The organism is Pseudoalteromonas sp. NH0006-46, from assembly GCF_057547735.1.
Map to the genome: position 1 here is coordinate 527,124 of NZ_BAAJML010000001.1, position 21,540 is coordinate 548,663.

The following is a 21,540-nucleotide window of genomic DNA, read 5'->3' on the forward strand; positions in this document are numbered from 1 at the left end:
CTCTAAGCTTGATTTGACCCGAGCTTTATAAAAACGCTAACCAGTAATGGTTAGCGTTTTTTTATGTTTAAACATCTATTAAATGAATAATAACGATTCGTTTAACTAGCTGAGCTATGTTTGTGAAAGGAAGTCCAAATAGCATCAGGTTGATTTCTTAAATTATTATTGCGGGTGCTATTACAAATTAAAAAAAACGACACAGAGTATGTGTCGTTTAAATTAAGTTATAAAAAGACGTTTAATTTGCTTTATAACTGCCAATTAACCGATAGGGCGTAGTTGCGTGGCGCGCCATAGTAACCTTGCGCCCAATATAGGCTATGTAAGTATTTTTCGTCAGTGGTGTTATTAATGTTAAAAGTAATCCCTACGTTTTGAGTGATTTTGTAGTTAGCCATTAAATCAAGAATACCGTAAGCACCTTGGTTTGTTGTTACAAGCGCTGCCCCCGTTGGATCTGATACTTGCACTCGGCTAACGGAATCTTGCCAGCGGTAGTTTGCGCCAAATGTTAAACCCTCAACAAGCGGTACTTGGTAAGTAGCGGCCACCTTTAATTGGTTCTCTGGGGTGTAGTCTTTTACTAGATCATCACCTTCAATACTCAGGTTACTAAAGCTTATGCTTGCACTTAAGTCTTCGGTAAGTTTCCCACTTAGTTCTATTTCAAAGCCGTCGCTGTTAATACCTTCGGCACCGTAGTAGCGTGTATCACTTGGTAGTGAATCAGGAAGTGCGACTGCAAGCCCTTCTTGCTTAGCATCAAAATACGCTAAAGTTAAAAACACTTGATCGTCTAAAAGCTGTGCTTTTAAACCTATTTCACTACTTTTACCTGTAATTGGCGCAAGTTGTTCTGCGTTTATATCAAGTTCGTTTTGTGGCACGAACGTTTCGGTGTAGCTTGCATAAGCCGAAAGTGACTCAGTAAAGTCGTAAACAGCACCAACATAAGGGATTACTTCGCTGTCATCACGTGTTTGCGCTACACCATATGCTGTGCCTTTTGTTTCCCAGTCTGTATAACGAACGCCCGCAAGTATACTTAGTGGTGCACTTAGTTTTATACGAGTTGAGACATAAGCTGATTGTTGTTTGTTTTCAATGTCACTACCGTTTAAACCGTCTGCAAGTGTTGCCTCTGGGGCTACTCCATCCCATGAATCAAGTGACGGCATGGCAGGAAAGCCATTGCCTGTAGTATAATCGTAGAGTGACTGTTCGGTATAATCCATATTGGCTTGGCTTACCCCAAACGATAGGTCGTGCTCTAAGCCAAATAAATCAAACTTACCACTGGCGTATAAATCAAACAGATCGTGTTTATCTTCGTAATCATAACGACTAGCGTAACCCGTTAAGCCAAGTCCTGTTTCTTTATCTGGTGTACCGTATACATAAAAAAGCTCTGAGTCCTGCTCGTTTTTAATGTGTGCATAACGAGCAGTTGCAACCCATGTAGTCGACAAATTTTGTTCAAGGGTTACATAAACTTGCTCAGCGCTATTGTCCCAGTATGACCAGTCAGAAGCGGTGCTGGTAGATGAATCGTAATCTGTGGCTGAGCCATCAGTATAATAAAGTGGTAATGCTCCCCAAAGTGGGCTGTCGGCATCTTTTTGTTGATTAACGTAGTTAAGGCTAAGCGTTGTGTCATTTGTTATTTTGCCTTCGTAGGCTAAATAACCAATTGTTTTATCTGTTTCGTAACGATCTAAGTATGACTCGGCTTGTTGCTTAGTAAATACAGCGCGTACAGCGTGCTCATCGTTTATAGGTGTTGAAACATCAAGCTCTAAACGCTTGTTATTCCAAGAACCATAAGATGCAGATGCATGAGCTTGTGTTATGTAAGTTGGCTTTTTAAGTACCATATTAACGGTTGCGGACGGGTTTCCTGCTCCCGTCATTAAGCCGTTGGCACCACGAACTATTTCTACACGGTCGTATATAGACGTATCTAAAGTCCCTTGAATTGAACCTGAGCTTTGTGGAATACCTAAACCATCTACCTGAAAGTTAGTTATTTCAAAACCACGAGCTTTGAAGTAAGTTCGGTCTGTTTCTATTTGTTCTACTGTGACACCCGGTGTACTTTCAAGCACAGCGTTAATGTTGTCTAGTGAAAAGTCGTCCATTAATGCACGTGATACAACAGATATGCTTTGTGGTGTTTCTTTGATTGAAAGGCCTAATTTTGTTGCAGACTGTGCTTCTTCGGTAATGTAATTTTTATGATGTTGACCGTATACAGCTATCTTTTCTAGCGGGTCACCTTTTGTATTTTCTTCATCAGCAAATGTATAACCAGACAAAATTAAAGAGGTAACAAGGCTTAATTTTGACAAACGTAAAATAGTAGGGGACGACATAGTGGTTCCAGTGAGTTTAAATTGGAATTCATGTTAATCTAAATGATATTGATTTGCAATTACGTTAATTGCTATTTTTTATTGATACTAACTTACTTAATTTAGTGGCTATTTTGAGCGAGGGGGAGAGATATGCTAGATAGCTAGGCAAAAAACTCTCTATTTAGTTGTTCTCGGTAATTGCTCCTGTATTGCTCTACCTTCTGCATTCATGCAGTCGTAAATGAAAATTTATTAATCTAGGTAGCGACACGTTTAGCCCTTTAAAGTGATTAACTCGTATTGCGGGTTGGTACAAGTTCAATTTTATTTAACCAGGCGGGGGGCTTATGCTTTGAGATTTAATTTACAGCAGCCTGTTTGGTATATGAGTAAATAAGGATGCTAATCCTTAAAAATAAATAGGCTGTAATCGCTTTAACCCTTTATAAATCACTTAAACTGTTATGTAGACGCTTGCTATAAAGACGTAGGTTAAATACATAAAAAAGCGGCCTAGGCCGCTTAATTTATTGAATAAACTTTAAAGTTAAAAAGCGTATTTAACAGAGAATTGCAGGCGGTCTAAATCACCATCAACACCACTTTGGGTTTCTCGTTCAGCATGTTTTAACTCTGCACCAAACGTTAGGCGTTTAACTGGCGAGTATAAGATATTAGCGCTGTAACTTTGAGTCGATTCGGTTGGATCCCCAGAAACACTTAGCAAGTCGGTGTTATTATCTGCAGAAAAGAACGAGTAAAGGAATGTTGAGCGCCATTGGCTGTTCCATTTATGCTGATAAGCCACAAAGCCTGATGTTGAGTCAATGGCGTCTAGTTCATCCCCATTAAGTACGGCACCATGAGCAACATTTAAACCCACATACCGACCTAACCCTTTACCTTGTGTAAGCATAAATTTAATGTTGTCGTCGCTTACTTTAAACATACCCGATGCACTAATACCAAATGACGTTTCATCGGCATCAATACTACCTACTTTATATGTTAATTGGCGAGCTAGCGCGGTAACGACAAGATTACCCCAATCCGCTTTGTGGGTATATCGTGCAGTAAAGTCAGGAAGTGACGCATCATCTGTTGCAACACGTGATCCACCTGCTGTTGTAATCGTGCTTTCAGGGTTTTCTAATGAAAAAGACCATGCGCCAGTTGTGTATTTAATTTGAGCTTGGCGAACGAATACAGTTCCTTCAGCAGGGCCTACAAAGTCTAGCGTTTCAGGAAGGGCACCCACGTTTTGAAAGTTTGACCATGTTTGACCAAATAACCATCCGTCATAGGTGATAAAAGCATGGCGAATACGTGGTGCGAAGGAGTTTGATACGCGTTCATTACCACCCGCTGCTGATGCAAGAAAATCGATTTCAATTTTGCTATTAATTTTTTTGCCGTTATCGAGTAAAGTCGACGTACCAAAATTAAAACGCGATTGACGTGCATGCATATCAAATACTGCATCCGAGCTGTCATCATCACCTACTGTTAGTGTGCTTGGCACATAAAAATCACGACCAACACTTGTACCAGCAGAGGCACCCGCTGAATAATCACTCCACATTGTGTCGAGTTTAATATATCCGCCGTAAGTGAACTCAGTGTCACCGATTTTTGCAGCCGTCGCTGCATAAGAAGTGCTTGATAGTGCACATAAAACAGCGCTTGCTGCGAGTGTTTTTAATGGAGTAAATTTCATACTGGTATCCCTTGTTTAGGCTACTTGTTGTTTATTATTTTTCACTCGTTTTTGCTCAATATTTGCTACAGGTACAAATTACGAATAAAAATAAATGTTGTCAGTGTGTTTAGTGTTTAGTGTTTATAAATATTTTTGTAATTTTTAAACAATGCATGCAATAGGTTTGTTTGCTTAATTGTTCACCACAAATACTTTAGTTATGTGTAGTGTTTACTCAATTACCTATTGGTCTATAAGACTAAGGTTTAACAATTAGGTAGCTTCTTGTTACCTTTATTTAACACCCTGTATTGTTTACGTAAAAATATTTAAGTTTATTAATTATATAGTACAAACACGCAATAAGTAGGTGAGTACAACTAAGGTCTAATACTTAATAAAGCACTGCTGAGTAATCCTTGTTAAGAGCCCAAGGCAAGTAATTAAAACGGAGACTAAGATGTCACAAAGTATCTATCCAGTTCCTAAGCATATAAAAGACACAACACTTGTTGATAAAAATAAATATAATTCGATGTACCAGCAGTCAATTAACGACCCTGAAAGCTTTTGGAAAGAGCATGGGCAACGCCTCGACTGGTCTACTCCTTATTCAATTGTAAAAAATACATCGTTCGATAAGGGCCACATCAGTATAAAATGGTATGAAGATGGTTATTTAAATGCATCTTACAACTGTATCGATCGCCATTTAAAAACCAAAGCCGATAAAGTCGCGCTTATTTGGGAAGGGGATGATCCGTCACAAAGTGAAAACATCACATACCAACAATTACATGACGAAGTTGCCAAATTTGCTAATGGTTTAAAAAAGCTAGGCGTGAAAAAAGGTGACCGAGTTGCTATTTATATGCCTATGACTCCACAGGCTATTTATGCCATGCAGGCGTGTGCACGAATTGGTGCCATTCACTCGGTTGTTTTTGGTGGTTTCTCACCATCAGCAATTGCAGATCGCATAAAAGATTCAGGCGCAAAAGTGGTAATAACGTCAGACGAAGGTCGACGTGCAGGTAACTGCGTGCCATTAAAAGCGAATGTTGATGAAGCTGTGTTACAAGATTCTGTAACCACTATTGAGCATGTGATTGTCCACCAGCTGACCAAAGGTGAAGTTGATTGGCATGATCACGATATTTGGTGGCACGAATTAGTTGCTGGCTTACCAGCACAGTGTGAACCGGAGCCAATGAATGCAGAAGATCCGCTATTTATTTTGTATACATCAGGTTCAACAGGCCAACCTAAGGGTGTTGTTCATACAACTGGCGGTTATTTAGTTTATGCGTCAATGACCCATGAGTACGTGTTTGATTTGCAAGACGACGATGTATATTGGTGTAGCGCCGATGTAGGTTGGATCACAGGGCACAGTTATATTGCATATGGACCGCTAGTCAACGGTTGTACACAAGTTGTATTTGAAGGCGTACCAACATACCCAACGGCAGGAAGAATGGGTGAAGTGGTCGATAAACATGGTGTCACTATTTTATATACCGCGCCGACAGCGATTCGCGCATTAATGGCTAAAGGTGATGAACCCACAGCAACTTCAAACCGCGATAGTTTACGCATTTTGGGTTCTGTAGGAGAACCAATTAACCCAGAAGCATGGAACTGGTATTACGAAAGCATAGGAAAGTCTAATTGCCCAATTGTCGATACTTGGTGGCAAACAGAAACGGGCGGTATTATGATCACGCCATTACCGGGTGCAACAGATACAAAACCCGGATCTGCAACACATCCGTTTTTTGGAATTGCACCGGCACTTTATGATGCTGAAGGAAATACACTAGAAGGTGCGGTTGACGGTAATTTGGTTATTTTAGATAGCTGGCCATCACAAGCGCGAACTGTTTATGGCGATCATGAGCGTTTTGAGCAAACTTACTTTAGCGCATACCCTGGAGTCTACTTTACAGGTGATGGCTGTCGTCGTGATGAAGATGACTATTACTGGATCACAGGGCGTGTTGATGATGTCCTCAATGTATCTGGGCATCGCTTGGGTACTGCCGAAATTGAAAGCGCCTTAGTTGCGCACGAAGCTGTAGCCGAAGCCGCCGTAGTCGGTTATCCACATAATATTAAAGGCCAGGGTATTTATGTTTACATTACGCCCAACGAAGGGGTCACGGTGAGTGACGAGCTTACAAAAGAGGTTCGAAATTGGGTTCGTAAAGAACTTAGCCCAATAGCCTCACCAGATATGATTCAATGGTCGCCGGGTTTGCCTAAAACACGCTCAGGTAAAATAATGCGTCGTATATTGCGTAAAATTGCTGCTAATGAGCACCAGCAGCTAGGTGATACGTCAACACTTGCCGATCCGTCAGTTGTGGATGAGCTTATTGAAAATCGATTAAATCGTTAAATACGCGTTAAAAGCTTGATTACAAGTTAATTCTAAACGTAGTATATCGGCTGTTACTTAGGAATAAGTATCAGCCGAATATTTAGGAGTGAACCATGAGTCAGTTTTTAATAGCGGACGATCATCCGTTATTTCGTGAAGCACTAAAGGGGGCATTGAGCTCTAAATTTGAAGGGCTTGAAGTTTTCGAGTCGTCAGATTTTGACAGTACATTGCAGGTGTTAAGCGAACAAGAAGATCTTGATATATTACTGCTAGACCTTCATATGCCAGGAAATGGTGATTTGTATGGTCTTATTCGTATCCGAGAAGAGCACCCAAGTTTACCCATTGCTGTGGTTTCAGGCAGTGAAGACGTTAATATTGTTTCTAAAGTAATGGGTTATGGCGCTATGGGATTTATTCCCAAATCATCACCATCTGACGATATTGCCAGTGCTATAAACCAAATACTTGAAGGCGATACGTGGCTGCCGAAAGAGCTTAAAAATAAAGTAGCCGAGATTGAAGGTGAAGACAGAGAAATTGCAGCGCAAGTCGCTTCGCTTACACCTCAGCAATACCGCGTTTTACAGTATTTACATGAAGGACTACTCAATAAACAAATTGCTTATGAGTTGCATATTTCAGAAGCAACAGTAAAAGCACACATTACCGCAATTTTTAGAAAACTCGGTGTATATAACCGCACTCAAGCCGTACTTATCGCTGCTAAATTACAACTAGAGCCTATTGAGCCAGCTCAATAATAGTTTTAAGGGTTTTGAAGCGATTTATTACCGTTATATTTTACCCGCTATTTTGAATTGGTATTTTTGCGCAAGCGCATATTGACGGTTATGTTTTGAAACTCGCTAAATTTAGAGCAGGCGTAGGTTAACTCCTCTAGGCAGCGTCTGCTTAGTATTAATGTTTTTTTATCTTTTACTGATGAAAAAACACGCTTAATACCTATTCCTCCTTTTGTGTTATTTGACTTTACTCAGAAACCATTCACCTTTTAAACATGATCTAAATTACAAATAATGCTAGGTTACGGCAATTTTATAACTTTAAGAGCAGGGTATGACAGACTCCACACACTCACCTAGCAACAATCCAAATAAGGGATTATTTAATCGGTTTTTAGCCACCGTCGAATTTTTAGGCAATATGCTGCCTCATCCAATTACACTATTTGCAATATTTGCAGTAGCGATTGTTGTGTTTAGCGGCATTGCAGATTGGTTTGGATTAAGTGCAATAGACCCTCGCCCGGTAGGCGCTCCAGGGCGCGCCGCTGACGGCGTTATTGAAGTCGTAAGCTTATTAAGCGCTGAAGGTTTACAACGCATTATGGCTGGGCTCGTTACCAATTTCACAGGGTTTGCTCCCCTAGGTACCGTGTTGGTTGCATTATTGGGTGTGAGCGTTGCTGAGCACTCGGGTTTGCTCTCTGCGGCTATGCGAGGCATGGTAATGGGCGCCTCTAAACGTTTAGTTACGTTTATGGTCGTGTTTGCCGCTATTATGTCAAATACGGCTTCAGAGCTTGGCTATGTGGTTTTAATTCCGCTCGCAGCGATGATTTTTCATAGCTTAGGGCGTCACCCATTAGCTGGCCTTGCTGCTGCATTTGCAGGTGTGTCGGGGGGCTATAGTGCTAACTTATTATTAGGTACTATTGATCCGCTCCTTGCAGGTATTACAACTCCTGCAGCTCAAATGATCGATCCAACCTATGTTGTTGGCGCAGAAGCAAACTGGTATTTCATGATGATATCGGTGCTTTTAATTTCAGTGCTGGGTACTTTAGTAACTGAAAAAATAGTTGAGCCACGCCTAGGAAAATATAATCCAGATGAAGCCAGTATTGACCTGTCGCAAAATAGCATCGATACCCTTACTCAAAAAGAAAAGTCAGGTTTAAAGTGGGCTGGCATTTCTTTACTCGCAGTTTCTTTATTACTTGCATGGACCATCGTTCCTGACGATGGCATTTTACGAAATCCTGCAACGGGTGAAGTCGCGGGCTCTCCTTTTTTAAAAGGGATTGTGGTTATTATTTTTGTGACATTTAGTATTCCTGGTTTTGTATATGGTCGTGTTGTTGGCACTATGAAAAACGATAAAGATGTTATTAACGCCATGAGTAAAAGTATGAGCTCGATGGGGTTATATATTGTTTTGGTATTTTTTGCGGCTCAGTTTGTAGCATTCTTCAAGTGGACTAATTTAGGCACTATTTTAGCTATAAATGGTGCGGCGCTTTTACAAGCTTTAAACCTGACAGGCCCTGAAGTATTTGTATTGTTTATTTTAATGTGTGCACTAGTAAACCTAAGCTTAGGCTCGTCGTCAGCGCAATGGGCGATTACAGCGCCTATTTTTGTTCCTATGCTTATGCTAATCGGTTACGCGCCAGAAACTATTCAAGCGGCTTACCGTATTGGTGACTCGGTAACAAACTTAATAACTCCAATGATGAGTTACTTTGGTTTAATCCTTGCTGTGGCTGTTAAGTACAAAAAAGATATGGGGATAGGTACTCTAGTTGCCACCATGCTGCCATACAGCATTATATTTTTTATTGGCTGGGTCATTTTGTTTTATGTGTGGGTATTTTTACTTGGCATGCCGGTAGGGCCTGAGTCTCCAACATATTACACGCCATAATTACTTATTATATGCGAACAATAAAAAGCCAGCTAAGCTGGCTTTTTTTATAAAATTAACGCGGGGTAACTACAAAGGTTTATACGCGTTAGCTAAACACCACGGTTTTATTACCATTTATAAATAGCTTGTGCTCTGAAGCAAGTTGCAACGCTTTACAAAAAACTGTTTTTTCAACGTCTTTACCCATTTTTGCCATCATTTCAGCTGTGTTAGCGTGAGTCACACTTGTCACGTCTTGCAAAATAATTGGGCCTTCATCTAATTCATTATTTACAAAGTGAGCCGTGGCACCAATAATTTTTACGCCGCGCTCAAATGCCTGGTGGTACGGCTTTGCACCAATAAATGCAGGTAAAAAAGAGTGGTGTATATTAATGATTTTACCGTCAAACCGGCCTACAAATTCAGGGCTTAAAATACGCATATATTTGGCTAAACCAATTATATCTGGGTTATAACTAGCAATTAAATCACCTACTTGTTGGTCATGTTCACTTCGGCTTAGCCCAACATGCGATACCACATGAAATGGCACACCAAATCCTTTCGCAAGTGGTTCTAAATCAGGGTAGTTAGCAATAACAGCTAGCACTTCAATATTAAGTGTTTGTTCAAACTGTTTTAATAGCATACCACCTAAGCAGTGTGCTTCTTTGGTGGCAAGCAACACTACTTTAGTTTTTGCATCGTCGTGCAGTGCAAGCTTGGCGCCTTCAGGTAATAAAGCGCGTAGCTGCTCTAAAAAGTCACTTTGTGGTTGCCCCGTCAGTTCAGTGCGCATAAAAAAACGTTTCGCGTCTTTATCTACAAATTCGTTATTACGTGTAATGTTCAAGTTATTTTTATGACAAAGCCCGGTAATTTTAGCAATTAAGCCCACATCATCGGCACATTGGGTGGTTAGTATGTAACTCATTTTCCTCATTCTTACCCTGTGATTAATGTTTCATTATTTGTGTTTTAACACATAAAGCAAGGGCTTTGTGGGCTAATCAAATATTAATCATGTTATTGCAAGCTTTTAGTTAAATTTAGACGTTACATAGCGGTGGGACATATTGATCTAAATAAAAAATGCCACCCAAATACACAGGTGGCACTTATTTAAAAATGCTAGGTTTTTGGCTTAGATGCCAAGTCGTCCTCTTGGCGTAAAAAGCCAGCGGCTTCTTCATCGTCTTTAGTTAAAGCAGGTTGCATAGGCATTGCGCGAGTTTGTTGATTTAGCTGATGCAGTTGAGAGGCATTACCTAAATCGCGTTCACTCGTTATTGACGCAATTGATTCGCGGTCTTTCAAAAAGGCGATTACATCTTTTTTGATTGCTTGTAATTGACCTTCATCTTTGTGCATTTCCATAATATGGCGAGGATGTTCAAGGTTTTTCATACCTGTTGCGGCAAAGGTTGTCGAAACAATACGTGAAACAATAACCCAAGGCGTTATGCTGCTGCGTACTAGGGTGTTTTCAGAGCGTGTACTGTCGTGAATCCCTGTACCTGTTGATATTTTGGACTCTGTAAATGTGCCTTCACATTTAAAATACACCAGTAATGATTCAAATTGCATTTCGGCAAAAAACAAATGGGCACTGTTACTTAACAGCTGTGCAAAGGCTTTAATTAATACACCAATCAGTAATAAGTGAACACTTGCCATTAATAGCTCACTAAACTCTATAATATTTTGATTATTAAACGCTTGTTCAATGGTGTTTATATTTGCAGCTTCAATATAGTGGTAAATATTAATAAATGAATAAGCAAGTAATACGGTAAAGCTAAGCGCTGCAATGTAGAGCAAGTTACCGCTAATTAACGCAATTAAACGCGAAAGGCTAAACTGTCTACCTAAATCCATAGTGTGCAGTTTAGGTTGAATTTCTTGAATCATTTCACCTTTAAATCCGCCTTTACCTTCAATTTGCTCTTGTAGCTTAGGGTCTAATTCACGGTAAACCCTATTCGGCACTTCTTTGTAACGACGGTTTGCCATCACTAAATTATCAAGGTTTATAAAAATTTCGTCAGGGTGAACAGACTCTTGCCAGTTTTCTCGAAGTTCTGATACTTCTGCACTGGGGGTCACTACGTTTAAACGTGCTTTAATCATTACAAATACAAGAGCACAACTCAGTGCGGCTAGTATAATAATGGCTGTTAAATACAGCCCTGCATTGAGGCTGGGTAATTGTTCTAGCCAGTTGTCTATTTGTTGTTTACTAATGCGTTGCTCCTGCATTAGCCACGACATAGAAAGGCCTATAGCAATGGGTAATATAAACGATAAAGAAATGATCTTAGCAAGCGCACCCGTGCCCAATGCTTCAATGTTTTTTTCTGCATTACGAGAAATAGGTTTGCCAGACGAACGCCAAGAAAACAGCACATAAAACATCAAAATAGCGCTATATATTGGAAAAGCGAGTTCTCCTGCTTCGCCTGTAAAGCCTGATAATGACACAAACGCAACTAATGCATAAGCAATAAGTGCAACCAGCGTACTAACCCATGAGCCAAATAAACGTTGTGCAACATTACGTATTGGATAGGGCAAAAATAATAGTTTTGGTATTAAGCTGTGCAGTAAGCGAGATAAAAAGCCATTTGGCTCTTTGAAGGTACTGTTTTTGCGCCCAACAAGCATTTCTTCTAGTGTTTGTGCCGTGTAGGCTACTTCGTTTTTTTCTTCTTGTGCAGTCGATGTTTGTGATTTACTAAAGTTAAATGCCAGCGATGTAGGGTGGTTCCTGCCTACAAAGTACTTAAGTGTGGCGTAAATGCCGCCCGATAAGGTACGAATACCGAGTGCGAGTATCAGCATGCCAAATATCATTAAAATCCAACCTGCGGTTGCATCTTCTTTTACTGAGCCAGATGCGGTGACCAAAAGGCCGACACCAACAATAGACTCAATAAGTCCTCTTACGGCCTTTACTTTTCCCTCCAGTTTAAAAGGGTTCTTTAGTCCAAGATCGATTGATCCGTAATCAAAAGCCATTAAATGCTCCTTATAAATAGCATACCCTAAAAAGGGAATATCAGCAGAGTTACAATAACGTATGCACTTTAAACATTATTGCTTAATTTTTGATTGTATATCAATAATATTGTTCAGTTTAAGGTTATTTGAATATGTTAGTTTAAATCTTTTATGGTTGTCATGATCAAATCGGAGTGCAGTGCTTATGAAGTTAATCTATGTGGATGATAATTTACCAGGTATCACTCGAAAGCTTAAAAATAAGCAATGGCAGTATTTCGATCCCATTGGCAAATTAATAAAAGATGAAGCGGTTATTGAGCGTTTGAATGGCTTAGCATTTCCGCCTGCTTACAAAAGTGCATGGTTTTGCCCCGAAGAAAACGGACATATTTTAGCCACAGGTTTTGATAGTAAAGGAAGAAAACAATACCGATACCACCCAGAGTTTAGAGCACAGCAAGAGGCTAAAAAATACCAAGCTTGTGGTGTGTTTGGCCACAAACTTCCTTTATTGAGAGCCCGTTTAGAATCAGATTTACAAGGTAGCGAGCTAAATATAGAGCGAACATTAGCTGCGGTAGTTAGGCTTATGGATTTAGGAGCGCTAAGAGTTGGCAATGAGCGAAACGTAAAACAAAATAAAAGCTTTGGCGCTACAACGTTACGCACACGACACGCAAAACTGACAGGTAAAAATATTCAGTTAAAATACCGGGCAAAATCGGGAAAAGAACGTGAGGTTAATATTACTGACAGAGTGCTAAGCCATGTAATTAAAGACTTACAAGATTTGCCTGGCCAGCATTTATTTCAGTACATAAGTGAAGGTGAGCGTACTAACGTAACATCGAGCGAAATAAACCAATACATACAGCGAATAATGGGAGAGGAGTTTAGTGCAAAACATTTTAGAACTTGGCGAGCAAGCGTAATTGCATTTAAGCAGCTCGCTAAGGCCAAAGGCGCACTTACCTTAAAAAGCATGCTCGATTGTGTGTCTCAACAATTAGGCAATACCCCAGCAATAGCGCGCAAATCTTACGTTCATCCGGCTTTAATTACCCTATGTAAAAAAGATGAAGCAGCACAAAATGCGTGGCGTGAGTCACTTACTTTACCTCGAAAGACAAAATATTTAAGCCGTTACGAACGTGGTTTTTTAGCATTTTTAAATGATTAATCGGGATAGCAACTTTACACACTTGAGTATATTAATTACACAAACAGGTTGTATTATAACGTAGATGAATTAAATTTTATTTTTAAAATTAAGTAATATCAGCGGTTTACTGTATTTTTTGTTATTGGCACTGACGTTGCACCCTTAGTTGATAAATTAACGGCAAGTACAAATTTATTTATCAACACTATTTAGCGAGGGGTACAACGTGAAGGGACTATCTATAAAAAAATGTTTTACTAAAACAAACAAAGCTACTTTTAAGGGGGCTTTGCTTGTGAGTTTAGTAAGTATGTTTGCTTCACCCATACTAGCGAGTGATGATCTAGACGATGCTTTACTTGCCAGCACTTCACTGACCACATACAGCTCACAGCATTACACGCAAACAAGTGATAGTTATTACTTTGATCAATATTCAGCCCAATTAATAAAGCGTACTGAAAAAGCGATTAATTGGTACCAAGAAATAGTGAATCGTGGTGGGTTTATTCCTTTACCAGCCAGCGAGTTGCTAGAACTAGGCAGTAACAGTAGAGCTGTGAGTTTATTAGCAATGCGTTTATTTCAAGAACAAGATTTACACACTAACGTATGCGATGAATCGCCATGCCTTTTTGATAAACATATTGAGCGCGCCGTAAAACAGTTTCAATATCGTCATGGCTTAAACGTTGATGGGCGAGTAGGCCAGAACACGTTTGCCAAGCTTAATATTTCAGCTGAGCAAAAGCTCAATAAATTAAAGTTAAACTTTTATAGAATTACTAACTTTGCCGGTTCGAGCGATGAGCACTACGTGTTTGTAAACATTCCTGAGTATCAACTGCGTTATGTAAAGGTAGGCGATGTAAAGCTTCAAAACAACGTGATTGTTGGTAAACCTAGTTGGGAAACACCGTCGTTTAGTGACGAAATAGAAAAATTTGTAGTTAACCCTGAGTGGCGCATACCTATTTCAATTGCTACTAGAGAAATAGCTCCTAAAGTAGCAGAAGATCCTGATTACCTTGTTAAAAACAATATTGAAATCAGAAAAAACAGCTACATAGACTCACAAACAGTTAACCCCAGTAATATTGATTGGGATTCAATTAAGCCTTATCAGTTTGATCATTTTTTAGTGAAACGTGCGGGTGAAAAAAATCCCCTTGGTGAAGTAAAATATTTGTTCCCTAACCCTGAGGCAATTTATGTACATGATACACCTGCAAAGCAGCGCTTTAGCCAAACAAGACGTGCGCTATCGCATGGCTGTATAAGAATTGAAGACCCTTTTTCACTTGCACAAGAAATAATTAAACACCAAGGTGAAGAACATGCATTGGCACAAGTTAACGATGCACGCAGTGAAGACAGCACACAAACATTTTATTTGGACGAGCCATTACCCATTCATTTAGTTTATTGGACTGCGTGGGTAGATGAAAATAAGCTCGTTAACTTTAGAGATGATATTTACAATCGCGATCAAAAAGCACGCCTTAAAAATGATAACCAGTCAGTTATTGCGGCATTATTAGAAAGTAAATAATGAGAGGTAATATGAAATTAATCGGTTTTTTATTAATCAGTATGTTGGCTACTCTGCTTAGTACGCATTTATCTGCCTCTCAGCCTGATAAAACGGCTCATCAGGTTGTTGATATACAAAACAGGCCTGCTTTTGAGGACGCAGAATTTAGTTTAAAAATTAACGATATTGTCATGCCATACTCGCTTTTTTCGGTGTTTGTAATGCCCAATGAGCAGGTTGAATTTGAAGTGCTCTATGCGCAATCAACTGACGCCTACACATTAATTAGCGATCAAAAGTCCATGCTAACTGATACTAATCGTTGGCAATGGCAGGCCCCGGATACTCCCGGTTTAACATCGGTAATAATTGAATCGCCAAATAAAAAACAACGTATGACCATAAATGTGTTTGTAAAAGTACCTGCCGATAAAGTAGAGGGGGGTAAGTTAAAATATTACCAAATAGGGCACTACCCGAAGCCATCGCAAATTAAAGATTCAAAACATTATATTGTGCCTGATGGGTTTGTTGAAGTGACACCTGAGAATGAAAGTACCAAATTATCGCCTCACTTTTCTTTAAAAGAATTTGTGAGTAAGCAAAAAAGTAATCATCCCAAGTATCTCTTTTTGCAAAGCAAACTGCTGCTTAAGCTAGAAATAATTCGTAAGGAACTAATTTTAGAAGGTATTCCAGTTAGTAATATGGTGGTGATGAGTGGTTACCGAACACCTTATTACAATAAAGCTATTGGGAATGTGAAACTAAGCCGTCATGTGTTTGGAGACGCTGCGGATATTTTTATCGATAACGATGGAAATTACCGTATGGATGATATAAATAAAGATGCCAAATATACTATTGAAGACGCAAAAGTGATGGCAAATATTGTAGAGTCGTTAGCCAGGCGCGAATCATTTAAAGGCTTATTAGGTGGTTTGGGCGTTTATGGCCCTAAAGCGCACCGAGGGGCATTTATTCATGTTGATACACGTGGCTTTAAAGCCCGCTGGGTAAGTAAATAAAGTTTACACCTGATGAATAAGGAATATATTGACGCCTTTTTATCAGGTGTAAGTGTCTTTATTGCAACATAAACGTTTCGTATTCTAGGTCTTCAAACTGCTTTGATAGCCAAAACAAGCCAACTACAGAGGTAATTATTGTAGAGAGAGCAAACCCGTAGCCATAAAACTGTGGCCCAAGTGCAATAGATAAATACGTAAGCACAATGTTTAATGCTAAAAATAGGCCCGAGAGCACTAACACAGTAAAGCGCTTATCAAGATAGAACAATATATTGAGAATAGATAAAAATATTACCTGCACGCCTACGCCCACTACATCAATAAAAAGGAGTGTTTTATAGTTAGGATCAATGCCAATATAGGTAAGGATTTGCTCGCCCCATAATAATAAACACGCAACGGTAATGCCTTGAATTTTAAATATGTCGTACAAGCCGCCTCGCGCTGTCGTGATCATGTTATCTTTTAAAAAGTATATCTCTTCGAGTGAGGAGCCCCCCCTAATTGCAGAATAAAAACGGTCATATTGCTCTACAAAGTCGGTTTCCATTCTTACTAAAAATACAGCCATCCCGGGGATAATCGATAAATAAGCCAAAAATATGGGAAGATCGTAAATTGGGCTAGCCCTCAGGGGACCTATGATATGAATAGATGTGCTTGGTGAAAACCAAAACAAAATTTTGTCAGCCCACACGCCAATATTGTAAAATAACCCGCAAAAAAACAGCATGTAATAGACTTTTTTTCGACTAAGAAAGTCAAAGCTGATTAGCTTATTGCCTGGATAGCGGCGAATAATCATGAATAAAAAACTAAAAAACAGCAGCGCTTCACCAGCAAAAAAAGCAAAAAATAGTCCATCTAGCTGCCAATCTCGTAGTAAAAATGCGAGTAGTACCATGAACGCGTAGCCGCTGAGCATGGTAATTAATATAAGGCGGTACTCCTTCATACCCGATAAAAATATAGCACCTAGCCATTGATTACATAGGCTAACAAAACCACCTAAAATAATAATTTTAGTTACAACGGGTAAAGGCAAAAATGGCCACACAGCAAACCCAACCAGTAATGCACCTATCGTCGTAATAAGTTGCGCACCAAGTAAATTGGGTAATACTGAGTCATCATCTTTTGTAAAAAATAAATCAGCAACAAACCGCGTAAGCATTAGCTGTAAGCCGCCAGTTAATATTAACGAGGCCGCCATCATGTAAGTGATAAGCGTTAAAAACTGAATAATCAGTAATTTAGGTAGTACAATCCCAAGGCTTAAAATACCAATCAGCATCAGTGCAATAATTGATAATAACCAAGGGCCCGAGCCAATTAAACCTGCGTAGCTATAGGCTTTAAATACAGAAAGAAGCGTGTTTTTTTTGAGAATTTTTCGAATCTCAAAACCTATTCCGGCCATGACATTGTATCCTTATACAGCTTGTTGTATCGGGCAAACATGTGGCTTTCGTCATAAAACGCTTTTACACGTTTTAAACCACTGGTTTGATACTCATGCCATTTTTCATTGTTCTTTAGTATGTTTGCTATTTGTAATGCAGTTTCGCTAGGAGATGCAATTGAGACGACTTCACCAGCTTTACCCAGTGCTTTGTCTTGCTCTGTTGATCCTTCAATAATTTCTCGGCATGAACCCACATCACTGGCCAGTGCAGGAACGCCTGCTGCCATTGCTTCTAGTAATACTAAGGGTTGCGCTTCAGAAATAGATGTTAAAGCAACAAGGCCTAATTTAGGGAGTATTTCGGCAATATTTTGCATACCTAAAAATTTAACATGGTGTTCTAAATCAAGGCTTCCCACCAATAATTGACACTCCTTGTAATATTTAGGGTCTTCTTCAAAAGGGCCTATGATCCACCCCTCTATTGTGGGCATGCTTGATTGCACTTCTTTGATGGCACGAATAAAGGTTTTAATATCTTTTATTGGTACTACGCGGCCAATTAATCCGACGGTTAATGGAATAGTTTTAGAACGTGCAGCTAGTGCTTTAGCATAATGAGCGGTTTTAATACCGTTAGGTACGACTAACGCACGCTCCTCACAGGCTCCATCTTTAATTTGGCGTTGCCTATTGCCTTCGTAAAGTGAAATGATTTTATCGGCTTGGTGATAACTTGTGCGGCCTACTTGTTCAAAGAAAGTGATCCACATTCGGCGAATAAAGCCCATTTCGGTATTTAAATTTTTACCTAAAATTGCTTCAGACTCTTTTATCCAATCGGCTTGAATTAAGTCTATTTTTCGCTCTTTTGTATAAATACCATGCTCAGTTAAGAGGTAAGGCGTGTTATTAATTACACTTGCACCAGCACCTAAAAAACCGGCATAACCTGTCGAAATAGAGTGTATGAGTTTAACTTTTGGTAATTGGCGGGCAATATCTGCAATTTTAAACAAAGGTTTATACAAGTTACGATACGACCAAAAAAAATCAATAAAAGATGATTCGTCGCAAAATGTTAAATAGTAATCTGCTAATACTTGCCAAGATGACTCACTATATAAAAAATCAGCCTCGTTTATGCCGTTTTTTTGCCCAAGTTGTTCAAATGCAAATTTAAGTAATTCAGTAGGAATAGGCTCTTTTGAGTCTCTAAAGTAACGTTGTAGTTGCTGCCAAAATTCAAATAACTCTTTTTTATATTTAACGCCGTGCTTTGCTTTTATATCAGTATTATTTTGCTCTACTAAATAGTGAACATGCAATTTTGTGACATTTTTTGGAAGTGTATATTTAATGTCGCCATAATGCTCAGAAGCACCGCCTAAAAAAATAAGCTCAAAGTTATAATGAGGTAGCCCTTCAATAATTTGATGAACCCAACTTGATACGCCCCCACGCACATAGGGATAAGTACCTTCTAACAATAATAATATATCAGCATTGGGTTTAGGCATTCCAATACTCCTGTAATTGGCGAAGCTCGCTTCCTTTAGGTTGTTCAGGTAGCTCACTTAAGTAGCGTTTACAGTCATCATATTTACTCATACAAAAGGCAACTTCGGCTTTGTAGGGTAAAACATGGCGACGCGCCATACCTAATTCAGTTGCTTGTACAAGAAAATCAAGCGCACGTTCGTAATGACCCAGCGCTAAATAAACACGCCCTAAAAATACATAATTAGCTGGTTTTTGCGCGTACTCAATACTTTGTAAACTGAGCGCTTCAGCTTTTTCTAATACATATGTTTTTAGAGCGCCTTGTGCAAGCCCTAAATAACTAAGCTCCCAATACACTTGGGCTAATTGTTGCTGTAAATTACTCAGCTCAGGTTGTTTTGTGGTGCTGGCTATTTGTTGCTGATAAACACTAATTTTTTCGTTTAATTTTGTTTCTTTAGCGTCAAGTGTTGAGTAAGCCAGTAAGCGTATATCGTCTTCTAAATCTTTGAGGGCTAGTTTTAAAATTGGGATTGCTTGGCTGTCGCGCATGTGCCGAGCAGCCATTACCGCGGTTAAGCGTTTATTGGGCTCTGTTGCATACTTTAAAATAGCTTTTACGCCACCAATTGAATAAGTAGGGTTTATTGAAATATCGCGAACTTCAAAGGGGAGCTCTGGAATTTCATGTTCTATTATTTCAGTATCGTCATTTTTAAGTGGCTTACATAGCGCGAACGTAAGCGCCAGCACGACACCTAAAAGACCAAAAACAGGTAGGCTAAACAGTAACAAGAAGAATAATAGCGAGCCATTTATAAGCGTTGTTTTATATTTTTTAGGAATAAAAACGTAGCTTACAAAGGTAAAAAGTATGCTTGCAATACAATGCAGTAAAATAACAATAAGCCAGTTTGGTGTGTCTAGAATCTCTCGCAGTGCAAAATATTCACATAAAAATGCAACTAAGGCGGCTATCACTACTTTAATCATGCAGGGTTACCAGTTTAGATAATTCATCCTTATTGACCGGAAATGCGACTTCTTTCTCAATAATAATATCGAGTTCTGTTAAGGTTTTACCGGTACGCTCTTTACACCAGCTGTTCATTCGCATTACAAAACCGTCTTTTTCAAGTTCATCGGCAAGCGGCATCAGGATTAATAAAACTTGTTTTTCATTATCGTATAAATAAATGTCTAACCCTCGGCGAGCTTCGGTTAAATACTCCATTAGCCTTCGAGATTCATCGTTAATACTTAGCGCGTTTACCTTTAAAAAGTATGAAGGTATTTTATAACGCTTTGCTTCCTTGTTTGCGTGTTTAACTTGGCGCTTAAAGTAGGGCGACTCTTCACGTGTCATTATTGGGTTAGTGATTTCGTGACGCAATAAATCACCAATGTGTCCGGCCATGACTGCAAGTAAAGTAAGGGTGTTTTCTTTGAGAGCAAAAAACTTCACTTTTTCAACTAAAATAGCCCCATAAATTGTGTCGTTAACATCAATCAATGGAATGGCAATATGATACTTGCTATCACCCGATGAAGCTTTTGGGTTTTTAAGTGACACCAGTTCTTTTTCGTCAAACATGGCAGCTATTAACGGGTCTGAATTAGATGGCTCGCTCATTTTACCTATAGAAGCTAGTGCAGGCTCTCGTATTTTATTGTTTTCTACTTTATACAAGCCTGCTTTTTCAATCGAACCATATTCTATAAATAAATTTAAAATAACCTCTGCGGCACTGTCTAAGCGCCTTTCTTTTAACTTTCCAATTGATTCGCGTACGGCTTGTAATGACTCACGTAAACTAAGCGTATGTCCAGCAAGCATTTGTTCAATGCGGTCATGTGATGAGCTAATTAAATGATATTGGCGCGTAAATTTTTCAAGTCGATCAGATACATATGCAAGTTGAATACTTTGCTGTTGATTAGTGCGCTCCCATACATCTCTAAATTCACCTGCCACCATAACCACAATAATGTAGCCAATCATAGCGTTAATATTAAACTCACTTTGAGGGTCTAATATAGTGCTTTGTATTAGCAATAATTGCCCTACGAGTAAGGTTAAAATACTAATAAAACCTTTTGAGAACCCATAGCGAAGAGCCACAAGTAGCGGTCCTAATACCGGCCAAGAAAACCCTCCTTGCGTCCAATAGGGATCCTCAGCGTTAAATAGAACAGGCAGCCCTAAAGCTAAAGCGGTAAAAAAACATACCTCAGCCCATATCTGTAGCTCAGGAACGTCTCTTGGGCGTAAGAAATGTGTTTTCACTCACTAACCTCAATGTAAGACACTAAATCGGCAATGACATCTTGCGCCGTTGCTGCAATGCTATCGCGTCCCCAACCGCTCTTTGCAATGGTGCCGGTCCAAATTGGTGTTGTTTCCCCGTTTTTTGTAAGCGATAAAGTAAGTGCAACCACAGGCTCTCCATCAAGACCTGCTTTATAACGCCATTCTTCAATACTGCCACTAAGTACATAGTCAGCTTGTTGAGTATTGAGCCATTGCATTGCATTGTTTAAACGGTATTGATCGTCTAAAGGTGGGAGGTCTTTACTGCTATTTCTTGGCGCACGAAGTAACTTAGGTAGCTTATTTTGTTGCCAAATACTCGCTAAAATATCTTCAGCGCGTTCACCTGCCAGTGGTGTTTGTGCATGATTAACAAGCGGTAATAAAGCCACGGTTGTTGATGGGCTAATTTCGATGTCATCAGCAATTCGGCTTGTTGTACAAGCTGATAAGAGCAAAACTAAACTAAGTAAAACTAAGCGAAACATATTCTC

General features: G+C 39.4%; 15 protein-coding genes. 6 read left to right on the forward strand and 9 right to left on the reverse strand.

The features are described from left to right. Window positions 1-251 precede the first annotated feature (251 nt). Entirely contained in the window at window positions 252-2,375 is a 2,124-nt protein-coding gene (locus AC27I2_RS02400; protein ID WP_058403018.1) for a TonB-dependent siderophore receptor, read from the reverse strand. A gap of 529 nt (window positions 2,376-2,904) precedes the next feature. Next, window positions 2,905-4,074 carry a DcaP family trimeric outer membrane transporter gene (locus AC27I2_RS02405; protein WP_219421549.1) on the reverse strand — a complete coding sequence of 390 codons (1,170 nt, stop codon included), beginning with the start codon at window positions 4,072-4,074 and terminating at the stop codon, window positions 2,905-2,907. 442 nt (window positions 4,075-4,516) lie between these two features. Here AC27I2_RS02405 and acs point away from each other — a divergent pair, with 442 nt between their 5' ends. From acs to AC27I2_RS02420, 3 genes are all read left to right on the forward strand, one after another. After that, the gene (gene acs / locus AC27I2_RS02410; RefSeq protein ID WP_487203421.1) at window positions 4,517-6,457 is read left to right on the forward strand and encodes an acetate--CoA ligase; all 1,941 of its coding nucleotides are present in this window, start codon (window positions 4,517-4,519) and stop codon (window positions 6,455-6,457) included. Window positions 6,458-6,552: 95 nt separating this feature from the next. Then, a complete protein-coding gene (locus AC27I2_RS02415) occupies window positions 6,553-7,206 on the forward strand; it encodes a response regulator transcription factor (protein WP_058403015.1) in 654 nt (217 codons plus the stop codon). A 316-nt stretch (window positions 7,207-7,522) separates the two neighbouring features. Continuing rightward, window positions 7,523-9,112, forward strand: a complete 1,590-nt coding sequence (locus AC27I2_RS02420; protein ID WP_058403014.1) for an AbgT family transporter — start codon at window positions 7,523-7,525, stop codon at window positions 9,110-9,112. A gap of 88 nt (window positions 9,113-9,200) precedes the next feature. Here AC27I2_RS02420 and purU read toward each other — a convergent pair whose 3' ends face one another. Then, entirely contained in the window at window positions 9,201-10,031 is an 831-nt protein-coding gene (gene purU, locus AC27I2_RS02425) for a formyltetrahydrofolate deformylase (RefSeq protein WP_138528856.1), read from the reverse strand. Between the two features lie 197 nt (window positions 10,032-10,228). Further along, a complete protein-coding gene (locus tag AC27I2_RS02430) occupies window positions 10,229-12,115 on the reverse strand; it encodes a hypothetical protein (RefSeq protein ID WP_058403012.1) in 1,887 nt (628 codons plus the stop codon). 187 nt (window positions 12,116-12,302) lie between these two features. Between AC27I2_RS02430 and AC27I2_RS02435 the strand changes: the two genes are divergently transcribed. From AC27I2_RS02435 to AC27I2_RS02445, 3 genes are all read left to right on the forward strand, one after another. Continuing rightward, window positions 12,303-13,280, forward strand: coding sequence for a DNA topoisomerase IB (locus tag AC27I2_RS02435; RefSeq protein WP_487203422.1), 978 nt, complete (start codon window positions 12,303-12,305; stop codon window positions 13,278-13,280). Window positions 13,281-13,557: 277 nt separating this feature from the next. Continuing rightward, window positions 13,558-14,814: a L,D-transpeptidase family protein gene (locus AC27I2_RS02440; protein WP_487203423.1), complete on the forward strand. Its 1,257-nt coding sequence runs from the start codon at window positions 13,558-13,560 to the stop codon at window positions 14,812-14,814. Window positions 14,815-14,825: 11 nt separating this feature from the next. Continuing rightward, on the forward strand, window positions 14,826-15,824 hold the full coding sequence (locus AC27I2_RS02445) for a D-Ala-D-Ala carboxypeptidase family metallohydrolase (protein WP_487203424.1): 999 nt from the start codon (window positions 14,826-14,828) through the stop codon (window positions 15,822-15,824). Window positions 15,825-15,882: 58 nt separating this feature from the next. On the opposite strand, the gene pelG is transcribed toward AC27I2_RS02445, so the two are convergent. From pelG to AC27I2_RS02470, 5 genes are read right to left on the reverse strand one after another with little or no spacing between them, the layout of a single operon-like run. Further along, complete coding sequence (gene pelG, locus AC27I2_RS02450; protein ID WP_487203425.1) at window positions 15,883-17,247, reverse strand: exopolysaccharide Pel transporter PelG; 1,365 nt, start codon at window positions 17,245-17,247, stop codon at window positions 15,883-15,885. Continuing rightward, complete coding sequence (gene pelF, locus AC27I2_RS02455; protein ID WP_487203426.1) at window positions 17,235-18,752, reverse strand: GT4 family glycosyltransferase PelF; 1,518 nt, start codon at window positions 18,750-18,752, stop codon at window positions 17,235-17,237. The genes pelG and pelF overlap by 13 nt, the downstream gene beginning before the upstream one ends. Continuing rightward, complete coding sequence (locus tag AC27I2_RS02460; protein WP_058403007.1) at window positions 18,745-19,728, reverse strand: tetratricopeptide repeat protein; 984 nt, start codon at window positions 19,726-19,728, stop codon at window positions 18,745-18,747. The genes pelF and AC27I2_RS02460 overlap by 8 nt, the downstream gene beginning before the upstream one ends. Next, window positions 19,721-21,022 carry a PelD GGDEF domain-containing protein gene (locus tag AC27I2_RS02465; protein WP_138528844.1) on the reverse strand — a complete coding sequence of 434 codons (1,302 nt, stop codon included), beginning with the start codon at window positions 21,020-21,022 and terminating at the stop codon, window positions 19,721-19,723. Before AC27I2_RS02465 ends, AC27I2_RS02460 begins: the two co-directional genes overlap by 8 nt. Then, window positions 21,019-21,534: a hypothetical protein gene (locus AC27I2_RS02470; protein WP_058403005.1), complete on the reverse strand. Its 516-nt coding sequence runs from the start codon at window positions 21,532-21,534 to the stop codon at window positions 21,019-21,021. Before AC27I2_RS02470 ends, AC27I2_RS02465 begins: the two co-directional genes overlap by 4 nt. Window positions 21,535-21,540: the final 6 nt, after the last annotated feature.